The sequence below is a fragment of the Bordetella bronchiseptica genome, from assembly GCF_900636925.1.
GTDB classification, from domain to species: Bacteria; Pseudomonadota; Gammaproteobacteria; order Burkholderiales; family Burkholderiaceae_B; genus Bordetella; species Bordetella pertussis.
This window is the reverse complement of record NZ_LR134326.1, coordinates 1434944-1447867: the sequence shown is the minus strand read 5'-3', so window position 1 is coordinate 1447867 and position 12924 is coordinate 1434944. Positions and strand designations below refer to the sequence as shown.

At 67.5% G+C, this 12924-nt stretch carries 11 protein-coding genes; 4 read left to right on the top strand and 7 right to left on the bottom strand.

What is annotated here, in order from left to right; all coding sequences use genetic code 11:
* Positions 1–111: 111 nt before the first annotated feature.
* From EL288_RS06790 to EL288_RS06780, 3 genes are all read right to left on the bottom strand, one after another.
* A complete protein-coding gene (locus EL288_RS06790) occupies positions 112–2589 on the bottom strand; it encodes a TonB-dependent siderophore receptor (protein ID WP_033448582.1) in 2478 nt (825 codons plus the stop codon).
* 93 nt (positions 2590–2682) lie between these two features.
* Positions 2683–3645 (bottom strand): FecR domain-containing protein, encoded by a 963-nt coding sequence (locus tag EL288_RS06785; RefSeq protein WP_003813612.1) that lies wholly within the window; start codon positions 3643–3645, stop codon positions 2683–2685.
* Positions 3638–4171 carry a sigma-70 family RNA polymerase sigma factor gene (locus EL288_RS06780; protein WP_003813614.1) on the bottom strand — a complete coding sequence of 178 codons (534 nt, stop codon included), beginning with the start codon at positions 4169–4171 and terminating at the stop codon, positions 3638–3640. Before EL288_RS06780 ends, EL288_RS06785 begins: the two co-directional genes overlap by 8 nt.
* Positions 4172–4430: 259 nt before the next feature.
* Between EL288_RS06780 and EL288_RS06775 the strand changes: the two genes are divergently transcribed.
* From EL288_RS06775 to EL288_RS06765, 3 genes are read left to right on the top strand one after another with little or no spacing between them, the layout of a single operon-like run.
* The gene (locus EL288_RS06775) at positions 4431–5279 is read left to right on the top strand and encodes a TauD/TfdA dioxygenase family protein (protein ID WP_003813616.1); all 849 of its coding nucleotides are present in this window, start codon (positions 4431–4433) and stop codon (positions 5277–5279) included.
* Positions 5276–5998: an SDR family oxidoreductase gene (locus EL288_RS06770; protein WP_003813618.1), complete on the top strand. Its 723-nt coding sequence runs from the start codon at positions 5276–5278 to the stop codon at positions 5996–5998. Before EL288_RS06775 ends, EL288_RS06770 begins: the two co-directional genes overlap by 4 nt.
* Before the next feature lie 54 nt (positions 5999–6052).
* Positions 6053–7036: a Bug family tripartite tricarboxylate transporter substrate binding protein gene (locus EL288_RS06765; protein WP_003813620.1), complete on the top strand. Its 984-nt coding sequence runs from the start codon at positions 6053–6055 to the stop codon at positions 7034–7036.
* A gap of 31 nt (positions 7037–7067) precedes the next feature.
* Here the strand turns inward: EL288_RS06765 and EL288_RS06760 are convergent, their stop codons facing one another.
* Positions 7068–7970 carry a LysR family transcriptional regulator gene (locus EL288_RS06760; RefSeq protein WP_033458806.1) on the bottom strand — a complete coding sequence of 301 codons (903 nt, stop codon included), beginning with the start codon at positions 7968–7970 and terminating at the stop codon, positions 7068–7070.
* An 87-nt stretch (positions 7971–8057) separates the two neighbouring features.
* Here EL288_RS06760 and EL288_RS06755 point away from each other — a divergent pair, with 87 nt between their 5' ends.
* Positions 8058–8816, top strand: coding sequence for an SDR family oxidoreductase (locus EL288_RS06755; protein ID WP_033458804.1), 759 nt, complete (start codon positions 8058–8060; stop codon positions 8814–8816).
* 12 nt (positions 8817–8828) lie between these two features.
* Here the strand turns inward: EL288_RS06755 and zapE are convergent, their stop codons facing one another.
* The 3 genes from zapE to odhB form a co-directional block, all read right to left on the bottom strand.
* A complete protein-coding gene (gene zapE, locus EL288_RS06750; RefSeq protein WP_033447983.1) occupies positions 8829–9920 on the bottom strand; it encodes a cell division protein ZapE in 1092 nt (363 codons plus the stop codon).
* A gap of 97 nt (positions 9921–10017) precedes the next feature.
* Complete coding sequence (gene lpdA / locus EL288_RS06745; protein WP_003813626.1) at positions 10018–11445, bottom strand: dihydrolipoyl dehydrogenase; 1428 nt, start codon at positions 11443–11445, stop codon at positions 10018–10020.
* Positions 11446–11674: 229 nt separating this feature from the next.
* Positions 11675–12892 carry a 2-oxoglutarate dehydrogenase complex dihydrolipoyllysine-residue succinyltransferase gene (gene odhB, locus EL288_RS06740; protein ID WP_004566345.1) on the bottom strand — a complete coding sequence of 406 codons (1218 nt, stop codon included), beginning with the start codon at positions 12890–12892 and terminating at the stop codon, positions 11675–11677.
* Positions 12893–12924 lie beyond the last annotated feature (32 nt).

The following is a 12924-nucleotide window of genomic DNA, read 5'->3' as shown; positions in this document are numbered from 1 at the left end:
CCTCCTTCTTGACCCAGCGGTGGCGCGCCCTTCGCGATGCGCGCCGATGATTGGAAAATTTAAGAAATTATAATCATTCTTAATCGCATTCTTCGGATGACGGGCCATGCATCACCAGCGATAGCGCAAGCTGGCCTTGATCGAACGCTGGTAGCCATACCAGCACCACGAATCGGACAGGCACGAGCCGATGTATTCCTTGTCGAACAGGTTGGAGACGTTCAACGCCACCTGCATACCCTTGAGTGCGGGGCTGGCCCGGCCCAGGTCGTAGTCGAGCATCATGTCCACCAGCGTCACCGATGGCACCTTGAGCGTGTTGGTTTCGTTGGCGTACGAACTGCCGATGTAGCGCACCCCCGCGCCCATGCCCAGGCCGGCCAGCGGGCCCTCCTGCAGTTGATAGCGGGCCCAGGCCGACGCCTGGTGCGCCGGCACGGCCACCGGCTTCTTGCCCTTGAGGTCCAACCCGGTCGTGTTTGGATAGGCCTTCTCGTATTCGTTGTCGAGGTACGAATAGGCGGCGATCAGGCTCAGGCCGCGCAGCGGTTCGGTCTTGGCCTCCAGTTCGATGCCGCGGGTGCGCACTTCGCCGGCCTGTATCGAGCAGCGCGAAACGCCGCACATATGGGTGGGATCCGGGTCGGTGGTGGGCAGGTTCTTGCGCCGGATGTCGAAGGCCGCCAGCGTGAGCAGCGTGGCCGAGCCCGGCGGCTGGTATTTCACGCCGACCTCATACTGCTTGCCTTCGGTCGGCTTGAACGGCGTGTTGTTCCAGCCCGTGCCGGTCTGCGGCTCGAACGACTCCGAGTAGCTGGCGTACGGCGCCACGCCGTTGTCGAAGTTGTAGATCGCCCCGACCCGGCCGGTGAACGCCTCGGCGGCGAGCGCCGAGCTGCTGTGCGAGCCGTTGGCCAGGTTGTCGGTGCCGGTGTGGGTGCGCGACCAGTCGTAGCGCCCGCCCAGCAGCAACGACAGGCGATCCAGCCTGATCTGGTCCTGCAGGTAGAGGCCGGTCTGGTAGTTGTACTGGGTCTGATCGGACGTAAACGGCGGCCGCTCGATACCCATGTGATAGTCCGGATCGAACACGTCGAGCGGCGGCGCGCTGCCATAGCCCGACAAGGTGTCGGTCTGCACGCGCTGGTAGTCGAACCCCACCAGCACCGTATGCGCCAGCGCCCCGGTATCGAAGCGCGCCTGCAGGTTGTTGTCGATCGTGAACGCATCCACGTCCACGTCGCTGATGGCCAGGCCGCGCTGCGAGTAGTGGTAGTCCTTGTCGAGATAGCCGTAATTGTTGTTGCTGGCGCCGTAGATGCTGCGATAGACGCCCTCGGCATGCTGGAAACGCAGGTTCTGCGAGGCCTTGAAGGTATCGTTGAAGCGATGCTCCAGTTGATAGCCCAGCGAATAGCTGCGGCGGTCGCTCTTTTCGAAATCGGCGTCGCCGTCGTAGTGGTTCGGGCCCAGCCGCCTGCCGTCGGGCGCCGACAGCAGCGTGCGCATGGCCGAGATCGATCCGTACGAACCCATGTCGGGGTCGCGCTGGAAGTTGGTCAGCACGGTCAGCGTGGTATCCGCGCTGGGCCGCCACGTGAACGACGGCGAGACGAAGTAGCGGCGCTCCCTGGTGTGATCCACCTGGCCATCGGACATATAGGCCGCGCCGGTTACCCGGTACAGGAAGCGCCGGTCCTCGTCCACCGGGCCGGAAAAATCCATGTTGACCCGCCGGAAATCGAAATTGCCCGCCTGCACTTCGATCTCGCGCAAAGGCTCGTCCAGGGGACGCTTGCTGACCTGGTTGACCACGCCGCCCGGGCCGCCCTGGCCATACAGCACGGAAGCCGGCCCCTTGAGCACATCGACCCGTTCGAGCCGGTAGGCGTCGACCTGGGGCAAGGCGTCCCGGCCGCCGAACACGCGCATGCCGTCCAGATAGGTGGCGGCGGAGAAACCGCGCACGCTGAACTGGTCCAGCCGCGTCGCGGTCGCGCCGCGCGTCTCGGTCGCCACGCCGGCGGTATAGCGCAGCACCTGGTTCAGCGTCTGGGCGCCCTGCTCGGTTATCTGGTCGCGAGTCACCACCGAAATCGATTGCGGCGTTTCGATCAGCGGCGTATCGGTCTTGGTGCCGCTCAGGCTGGCACTGGCGACATAGCCGACCGTGGGCGCCAGCGCGCCCTCCAGGCCCAGCACCGTCACCGGCGCCAGCGTCTGCGCATCGCCGCCGCGCGGCAGCGCCGCCAGCGACCAGTTGTTGCCGCCGCCGGCGCGCGCCTGCAGGCCCGAGCCGGCCAGCAGCGCCGCGAACCCGTCGCGCACGCCGTACACGCCCTGCAGGCCCGCCGTGCTGCGCCCCTGCACCAGGGCCGGGTCGAACGACAGCACCACGCCGGCACGGCGCGCGAAGCGGGTCAGTGCGTCGGCCAGCGGTCCGGCCGCGATTTCATAATGCTGGGCGCTGGCGGCGGGTGCCTGCGCGCGGGCGGTGTCCGCGCTACCGACCGCGACGGCGCACAAGGCGGCCGCAAGTACGCATGGCGACAGGCGCCAGGACGGATGCTTCTGACTGCGAGAAAACACGGGAACTCTCCTATGCGTTAGCTTCTTCCATGAGCTATTCCGCGCGGGAAAGCCGAATCTGCAAGGACGGCGGCGATTGTTTTGTAACCGCGCTCAGGCCGCGCGCGGCGTCACGCTGAGCCAGTAAGCGGTGTGGCGACGGATCTCGATGGGCAGGCTCTGGCGCACGGCGGCCAACGCGCGCTCGGCGTCGTCGAGCGGAAACACGCCCGACAGGCGCAGCCCGGCCACCGCCGGGTCGACCCGGATGACACCGAGCCGGTAGCGCGCCAATTGCGCCGCCAGGCGATCCAGCCGCCAGCCATGCACCACCAGCAGGCCATCCTCCCAGGCGCTTTCGTCGGCAGCGACGCGGCCGCGCCGCGGCACGCCTGCGCCATCGAGGCGCAGCGACTCGCCCGCCTCGCCGCGGTGCCATGGCGCGTGCGGCGCACTGGCTACCTGCACGCTGCCCGCATACACGCCGATGCGCGCCGAACCGCCCGCGCGGCACACGCCGAAGCGCGCCTGCTCGGCCAATGCCATGCCGTACCCGGTATCGACCTGCAGCGCCGGCTGGGCCGCGCCACTGTGCACATCCACCAGCATTTCGCCACGCAACAGCGCTATGGCGCGCCGCGTCGCGTCGATACGCAGGCGGACCGCGCTGTCGCTGGCAAGCACCAGGCGCACGCCGGGACCGGGCACGATCTGGCGCCGCTCGCCCACGCCGGTACTGGCATCGGCCACCAACCGCTGCCAGGGCGCCCAGGAATACGCGCCGGCGCCGGCCGCAGCGCCGACGCCCAGGCCCGCCAGCAGACGCAACGCCTGCCGGCGCGACGGGCCGCGACTGGCCAGATCGGGCAGGATGGCCAGCGCCGGCGCCGCCGGCGCGCGACGGATGCCTGCCGCCAGGGTCGCGACGCGGTCCCACGCACGCTGATGCGCCTTGTCGCGCGCCAGCCAGGCGCGACAGGCCTCGTGTTCGGCGGCGGCGGCGCAGCCGGACTGCAGCCGCACCCACCAGGCTATGGCCTGCTGGGCGACCGCGTCGGGCGCCGCCGGCCTACTCATGGAATGCCATGTAACAAGCGCTCATGGCGCGCAGCATGTATTGCTGCACCGAACTGAGCGAAATGCGCAGGCGTTGCGCGATCTCGGCATAGCCCAGCCCTTCGAGCTGCGACATCAGGAACACCGCGCGGGCGCGCGGCGGCAAGCCTTCGAGCAGGCGATCGAGCTCGGCCAGCGCCTGCAGCAGCTCGGCCTGCTGTTGCGGCGAAGGCGCGTGCCCCGACGGCTGCGCCGCCAGGTATTCCAGATAAGCGTGCTCCAGCGCCGCGCGGCGCTGGTGATCGATGACCAGTCCCTTGGCGATGGTGGCCAGCAAGGCGCGCGCCTGCTCCATGCGTACCGCCTTGCGCCCCTGGATCACGCGCACGAACACATCCTGCGTCAGGTCCTCGGCGCGGTGCGGACAGCCCAGCCGCCGCCGCAGCCACCCGGCCAGCCACGACCGGTGCTGGCGGTACAGGCCCTCCACCGCGGCGGTGTCGGCGGCGGGACGGGCGGAGGGCGAAGTGATCAGGCTGGCAGGCACAACGGCAATACCATCGGGGCGGCGATGAATGGACGATCAAACGCTGGATATTAATTGATAACTACTTGCATTATCAATATCGATTGGCAGCCAGCCCCGCCGCAAACCGCCCAAGGCGTGCCGGCGCCTGGTTGCGCGCCGCGCCACATTAATACCTTTAAGGTATCCAGAAAGCACATAATTAATATTGGACGCCCAGGAGAATTGATCCTAATCTTTGCTCGCACCCCGCAAGTTCGATCGAGGAGACCACAAAGACATGAATACGCAAACTGCCCTGGAAGTCAGGCCCCTGACCGGCTCCTGCGGCGCCGAACTCTTCGGCGTCGATCTTTCGCAAGCGCTGTCCGCCGATACCGTCAAGGCCATACGCCAGGCGCTGCTGGACCACAACGTCATTTTCTTTCGCGAGCAGACCCTCACGCCCGAGCAGCATCGCGCCTTCACCCGCCAGTTCGGCGAAGTGGTCGTGAACCCGGTGTACACCCATGTGGAAGGCTATCCGGACATCATGCCGGTCATAAAAGAGCCGAACGACCGCTACAACATCGGCGATACCTGGCACTCCGACATGTCCTATATGCAGGAGCCTCCCCTGGGCTCGGTGCTCTACGGACGCGACATCCCCGAGTATGGCGGCGACACCTTGTTTGCCAATATGTACCTGGCCTATGACCTGCTGCCCGAGGCCTTGAGGCAGATGATCGACGGCCGCCAGGCCTACCATTCCGACCGCTACCTCACCTCGCGCATCAGCGAACGCAATGCGGGCCGCTCGACCCGCCTGAAGGCCGACGCCGACGCCAAGGAGAACCTGGCCCTCCACCCCATGGTGCGCACGCACGAGGAAACCGGCCGCAAGTGCCTGTACGTCAATTTTCCCTTCACGTGGCAAATCGAAGGATTGAGCCGCGAGGAAAGCCTGCCGTTGCTGCATCAGCTGTACGCCCACGCGGCGCGACCCGAATTTGCCTGCCGCTTCCGCTGGCGCAAGGGCTCGCTGGCCTTCTGGGACAACCGCTGCACCATGCACTATGCCTGCAACGACTACCAGGGCAAGCGGCGCGAAATGCATCGCATGACCATCGCCGGCGGCCGTCCGCAATGACGCGGGCGCAGGGGTACACACTGATCACCGGCGCCACGCGCGGCATCGGCCGCGCCATCGCCGACCTGCTGGCGGCCCGCGGCGAGCCGGTCATGGGCATTGCGCGCAGCGGCGACGCCGGCTTTCCCGGCCCGCTGCTGCAGGCCGACCTGCTCGATGCCGCCCAGCGGCGCGAAGTGCTGCGCGAAGCAGCCTCGCATGGCGTGCTGCGGCTGGTCAACAACGCCGGCTTCAATCAAATGCAGCCGCTGGGCGAGATCACCGACGCCGCCACGTCGGCGATCCTGGAACTGAACATTGCCGTTGCCATCGATGCCGCGCAGGCGGTGCTGCCCGGCATGACCGAGGCCGGCGCGGGGCGCATCGTCAACATCGCCAGCCGTTCCCTGCTGGCGCGGCCCGGCGGCAGCGTCTACTCGGCCGCCAAGGCCGCCATGGTCGGCCTGACCCGGTCCTGGGCGCTCGAGCTGGCCACGCGCGGCATTACGGTCAACTGCGTGGCGCCAGGTCCCGTGGCCACGGAAATGTTCCAACGCAACAATCCGCCCGAGCTGGCGCGCAGCCGCGCGCTGGTGGAGGCCATACCGGTGGCGCGCCTGGGCACGCCGGAGGAGATCGCCCACGCCGTCGATTACTTCCTCGCGCCCCACGCGGCCTACACGACGGGGCAGACCCTGTTCGTCTGCGGCGGCGCGAGTATCAGCCAGATCAAACTGTAGGGAGCCTGGCGTCCGCCAGGCAGGACATAACAAAACCACCTCAGGAGACACGTCATGACCTTCATCACGCTTCGGGCGCAAGCCTGTCTTGCCGCCCTGCTTGCCCTGGCCGGCGCGAGCGGCGCCATGGCCGCCGGCTACCCCGCGCAGCCCATCCGCCTCATCGTGCCGTACGCGGCCGGCGGCACCACCGACCTGATCGCGCGACTGGTGGGCCAGCACATGGGCACCAAGCTGGGCCAGCCCGTCATCGTCGAGAACAAGGCCGGCGCGGGCGGCAACATCGGCACCGAGCAGGTCTCGCGCGCGACGCCGGACGGATACACCCTGCTGCTGGGCACGGCAGGCAACATGACGGTGAACCAGGCCATCTACAAGGACATGGCGTTCGACCCGAACAAGGACTTCCAGCCGATCTCCCTGATCGCCACCCTGCCCAACCTGATGGTGGTCAACAAGGCCGTTCCCGCCCAGACCACGAAGGAGTTCGTGGCCTGGGCCAAGGAGAACCCCAAGACCGTGTTCTTCGCCTCTTCCGGGGTCGGCTCGACCACCCACCTGACGGGCGAACTGTTCAATATGGCGACCGGCCTGCACATGGAACATGTGCCCTACAAGGGCAGCGGCCCGGCGCTGATAGACCTGGTCGGCGGCACCGGCCCGGTCGTCATGTTCGACAACATGCCTTCGGCCATCGCCCTGGTGCGCGACGGATCGCTGCGCGCCCTGGCCGTCACCGGCCCGGACCGCGAAAGCAGCGCCAAGGATATCCCCACCGTGAAGGAGTCGGGCTATCCCGACTTCGACGTGGTGACCTGGTTCGGCCTGTTCGCGCCCGCCGGCACGCCCGCCGACGTCGTGCAGAAGCTGAACAAGACCGTGCAGGAGGTGGTGCACAGTCCGCAGGTCAGCAAGCGGCTGAGCGAGCTGGGCGCGACGCCGAAGACAAACTCTCCGCAGGAATACGCGACCATCATGAAGGACGACACCGCGAAATGGGCCAAGGTGGTCAAGACCGCCAATATCGTCAAGCCGTGAGGCGCGGCCGGCCGGCCGGCCGCGACAGCGGCTAGCCGGCGCTCTCGCCGGTGCGGATCAGTTCGCGCACATGCCGCACCCATGCGTCGAGGCTGCGGCTGGAGTCCTGGTGGCGCCAGCAGACCGTGGAGCTCACGCGCATGGTGGCCTCGGCGAACGGGCGCGTGACGACGCCCTCGATATGAACCATGCGCGAGGTTTCCGGAATGATGCATACCCCCACCCCGGCCAGCACCAGGCCCATGCCCGCATGGATCGTGCCGACTTCCTCGCAAGCCTTGACCGGCACGTCGTGCGCGCGCAGGAACGCGGCGATGGTGCCGTGCAGGCCCACGTCGCCACGCAGGGCGCGAAACAGGATCAGCGGCTGGTCGCGCAGGCTGTGGACCGACACGCGGCGCTTGCGCGCCAGCGGGTGCCCGCTGGGCAGGGCCAGGACGAAGCCCTCCTCGAAGATGGGCAGCGTAGCGATTTCCGGATGCCGCACGGTGGGCCGATAGATGCCGGTATCGATCTGGCCGGAAAGCAGCGCGCTTTCCTTGTCGGCCACCGTGACCTCGCGCAGCGAGACGGCGATGCCCGGGTGTTTCTGCCTGAAGCCCGGCAGCACCCTGGGCAGCAGGGAATAGGCCAGCGAATGGACAAAACCGATCACGATACGGCCCGTGCGCCCCTGCCCGGCCTCGCGGGCCTCGAAGACCGCCTCGTCGGCGGCCGCGACGATCTGCGCGGCGCGCTGGGCGAACGCCACGCCCGCATCGGTGAGCGAGACGCCGCGCGTGCCGCGGTAGAACAGCGTGGCGCCGACCTGCTCTTCGAGGTCGCGTATCTGGCGCGACAACGGCGGTTGCGCGATACCCAGCCTGCTGGCGGCCCGGCCAAAGTGCAGGGTCTCCGCGAGCATCAAAAAATAGCGCAAATGGCGCAATTCCATGGCAGGCCACCGAACGGCTGGAACTAGGGCAATGCATTTAACCACAGCGGCCCCTGCGCCGCCCACCCATACTGAGAGGAGTTATCCATGACGGCTGCCAACCGAACAGCCCTGGTCACCGGCGCCGCGCGCGGCATCGGCCTTGCGATCGCCACTCGCCTGGCGCTGGATGGCCACCCGGTCATCATGCTCGATGCCAGCCCCGACGTGCAAGCCAGCGCGCGCGCGTTGGCCGGCCGCGGCCTGCGCGCGCACGGCATGCGGCTGGACATCGCGGATGAACAGGCGGTACGCGACCTGCCCCGGCGATGCGGCCAGTGGTGGGAGAACCTGGCCATCGTGGTGAACAATGCCGGGATTTCGCCCAAGCACGAGGGACGCAAACGCAAGGTGGCGGACATGCCGCTGGACGAATGGCGCCGGGTACTGGATGTCAATCTCACCGGCACGTTCCTGGTCACGCAGACGTGCCTGCCGGCGCTGGTCGCCGCCGGCTGGGGCCGTATCATCATGATCACCAGCCAGGCGGCGCGCACGCGCACGCCGGTGCCGGGCGCCCACTACTCGGCGACCAAATCCGGCATGACGGGCCTGGCCCGGGTGCTGGCCGGAGAGGTGGCCGAACACGGGATCACGGTCAATTGCGTGGCGCCGGGCCGCATCCAGTCGGCCATGACGGCCGAGGTCGGCGGCGCGGTCAACGCCAGCCATTCGGCCACGGTGCCGCTGGGCCGCCTGGGCCTGCCGGAGGAAGTCGCCGCCACGGTGGCCTTCCTGGCTTCCGATGGCGCGGGCTACACCACGGGCGCCACCATCGACGTGAATGGCGGCAGCTTCATGTTGTAGGACGCCGCGCCGCTACAGCGTCACGGCAAGACGGCGCTCGGCCTCGAGGTATTCGCGCGATTGCATCTCCAGGATGCGCGACACCGTGCGATGGAACTCGTTGGCCAGCGCGCCTTCGGTATAGAGTTGCTCGGGCTCGACTTCGGCCGACATGATCAGCTTGACCTTGTGGTCGTAGAACACGTCGATCAGCCACGTGAAGCGCCGCGCCTCGGACGCCTGGCGCGGCCCCATGCGCGGCACGTCCGAGAGGATCACCGCATGGAACCGGTTGGCCAGCTCCAGGTAGTCGTTCTGGGAGCGCGGGCCGCCGCACAGCGTGGCGAAGTCGAACCACACGACCGAGCCGGCCAGCGCCTGGGCGCGGATTTCGCGATGCTCGATATGCAGCACCGGATCCTGCGGCGCGGTGTCGGACAACTGCGCGAATGCGTGTTCCAGCGCCTGGCGGGCCTGGGCGTCGAGCGGCGTGTGATAGCACTGCACCTGCTCCAGCGAACGGCGCCGGTAGTCGATGCCGGCGTCCACGTTCAGCACGTCCATGCGGCCCTGGATCAACGCAATGGCGGGCAGGATGCGGTCGCGATGCAGGCCGTCGGGATACAGGGTGGACGGCTCGTAGTTGGACGTCATCACGAACGAGGTGCCGTGCTCGAACAGCTTGAGCAACAGGCGGTACAGGATCATCGCGTCGGCGACGTCCGAGACGTGGAACTCGTCGAAACAGATCAGGCGGTAACGGCGAGCGAGGCGGCGCGCCACTTCGTCCAGCGGGTCCTGCGTGCCCTTGACCTCTTCCAGCTCGCGGTGCACCCCGCGCATGAATTCGTGGAAATGCAGGCGCGTCTTGCGCACCACCGGCACGGTGGCATAGAAGGCATCCATCAGGAAGCTCTTGCCGCGCCCCACGCCGCCCCACAGATACACGCCGCGCGGTACGTCCGGGCGGTTGAGCAGTTTCTTCAGGGCGTTGGAGCGCAAGGCCTTGAAGCGGACCCATTCATCGTAGTAGCGCTGCAGGCGTTCGACGGCCTGCAATTGCGCCTCGTCGGGCTGATACCCGCGTTCCGCCAGGGCGTGTTCGTAGTATTCGCGGACGTTCATGTCGCAACCGGAAAATCCAAAACAAAGGGGCGGATTGCACAACCCGCCCCAGGCCAAGCCGGGAAGCCCCGGGACCTGCTGGCCCCGGGACGCCTGATCAGAAGTTCAGGGTACGCTTGTCGACAGCCAGCGCGGCTTCCTTGACCGCTTCCGACAGGGTCGGGTGAGCGTGGCAGATGCGGGCGATGTCCTCGGCGGCGCCGCGGAACTCCATGATGGTCACGGCTTCGGAGATCAGCTCCGAGGCCATCGGGCCGATGATATGCACGCCCAGGACTTCGTCGGTCTTGGCATCGGCGATCACCTTGGCGAAACCGGTGGTGTCGCCCAGCGCGCGCGCGCGGCCGTTGGCCATGAACGGGAACGAGCCGGCCTTGTACTCGCGGCCTTCGGCCTTGAGCTGCTGCTCGGTCTTGCCCACCCAGGCGATTTCCGGCGAGGTGTAGATCACCCACGGCACGGTGGCGAAATTGACGTGGCCGTGCTGGCCAGCAATGCGCTCGGCCACCGCGACGCCCTCTTCCTCGGCCTTGTGCGCCAGCATCGGGCCGCGCACCACGTCGCCCACCGCCCACACGTTGGGCAGGTTGGTCTTGCAGTCTTCGTCGACGGCGACGAAGCCGCGTTCGTCCAGCTTCAGGCCCACGGCTTCGGCATTGAGGCCGCCGGTGTACGGCACGCGGCCGATGGAGACGATCAGCTTGTCCACCACCAGCTTCTGCTCGGCGCCCTTGGCGTCGACGTACGGCACGGTGATCGACTTGGCCGCGGCCTTGATCTCGCCGATCTTCACGCCGGTCTGGATGTCCAGGCCCTGCTTGGCGAAGGACTTGAGGGCTTCCTTGGCCACCTGCTGGTCGGCGGCGGCGAGGAACTCGGGCATCGCTTCCAGGATGGTGACTTCGGCGCCCAGGCGGCGCCACACGCTGCCCATTTCGAGGCCGATCACGCCCGCGCCGATCACGCCCAGCTTCTTGGGCACGGCGCCGATGTTCAGCGCGCCGTCGTTGGACAGGATGTTCTTTTCGTCAAAGGGCAGGCCGGGCAGCTCGCGCGCCGACGAGCCGGTGGCCACGATGACGTGCTTGGCGACCAGGTCGGCGTCGGTGGTGCCGGTGACCTTGATGGACCAGCCACCGTCGACCTGGCCGGCGAACGCGCCCTTGCCGTGGAAATACGTGACCTTGTTCTTCTTGAACAGGTACAGGATGCCGTCGTTGTTCTGCTTGACCACCGTGTTCTTGCGGCCGATCAGCGTGTCCAGCTTGAGGCTGACGCCCTTGACTTCGATGCCGTGCTCGGCGAAGTGGTGGTTGGCCTGTTCGTAGTGCTCGGACGACTGCAGCAGCGCCTTGGACGGAATGCAGCCCACGTTGGTGCAGGTGCCGCCGGGAGCGGGGCCGCCCTGGCCGTTCTGCCAGGCGTCGATGCAGGCCACCGACATACCGAGTTGGGCAGCGCGGATCGCGGCGATGTACCCGCCGGGGCCGGCACCGATGACGACGACGTCGAATTGTTTGGACATAGTGTTCTCGCGATGAGAGAAATTTGAAACCGCCTACCGTGCGGCCGCCAGGACGCGGATCCGCCGGTTTGTTGGATCCGGACAGCCGCGCGTATGGCGCGGCTCGGACGGGCAGGCTGATCGAACCGGATTCGACGAAACCGGCAGGGCCGCCGGGCGGGCCGCGATGGCGGCCCGGCCCTTGGCGGCAGCGACAGAAGAAGGCATTCTTCTCTCGCCTTGACGCCGATTACAGATCCAGCAACAGGCGTTGCGGGTCTTCCAGCGCTTCCTTCATGGCCACCAGGCCCAGCACGGCTTCGCGGCCGTCGATGATGCGGTGGTCATAGGACATGGCCAGGTAGTTGATCGGCCGGATGACGATCTGGCCGTTCTCGACCACCGGGCGCTCCTTGGTGGCGTGGATGCCCAGGATGGCCGCCTGCGGCGGGTTGATGATGGGCGTGGACAGCATCGAGCCGAACACCCCGCCGTTGGAGATCGAGAACGTGCCGCCGGTCATTTCCTCGATGCCCAGCTTGCCGTCCGCGGCGCGCTTGCCGAAGTCGGCGATGGTCTTCTCGATTTCGGCGATGGTCAGCTGGTCGGCGTTGCGCAGGATGGGCACCACCAGGCCACGCGGGGTGCCGACGGCGATGCCGATGTCGAAGTAGCCGTGGTAGATGATGTCCTTGCCGTCGACCGAGGCGTTGAGCACCGGGTACTTCTTCAGCGCGGCGACGGCGGCCTTGACGAAGAACGACATGAAGCCCAGCTTGACGCCGTGCTCTTTCTCGAACTTGTCCTTGTAGCGGGCGCGCAGGTCCATCACGGCCTGCATGTTGACTTCGTTGAACGTCGTCAGGATGGCGTTCTCGGCTTGCGATTGCAGCAGGCGCTCGGCGATGCGGGCGCGCAGGCGGCTCATCGGCACGCGCTGCTCGGGGCGGCCGTCCAGCGACAGCGTGGGCGGCGCCACCGGCGCGGCGGCCTTGGCGGCGGGCGCGTTGCCCGCGGCCAGGGCGTCGCCCTTGGTGACGCGGCCGTCGCGGCCGGTGCCGGCCACGCTGGCGGCGTCCACGCCCTTCTCGGCGAGGATCTTGGCGGCGGCCGGCGAGGCCACGCCGCTGGCGGCGCTGCTGGCCGCCGCCGGCGCGGCGGCTGCCGGCGCAGCAGCAGCGGCGGCGGGCGCTTCGGCAGCGGCGGCAGGCGCCGCAGCAGCCTTGGCGGCCGTGTCGATGCGGGCAATGACTTCGCCCGAGGTCACGGTGCTGCCGTCACCCATGACGATTTCGGACAGCACGCCCGACGACGGGGCCGGCACTTCCAGCACCACCTTGTCGGTCTCGATTTCGATCAGGATTTCGTCGGCCTCGACCGCGGCGCCCGCCTGCTTCTTCCAGGTCAGCAGCGTGGCTTCCGAAACCGATTCGGACAGTTGAGGGACGAGAACGTCGGTAATAGCCATAGTGATGAATTCCGTAAAGTTAGTGTTCTATG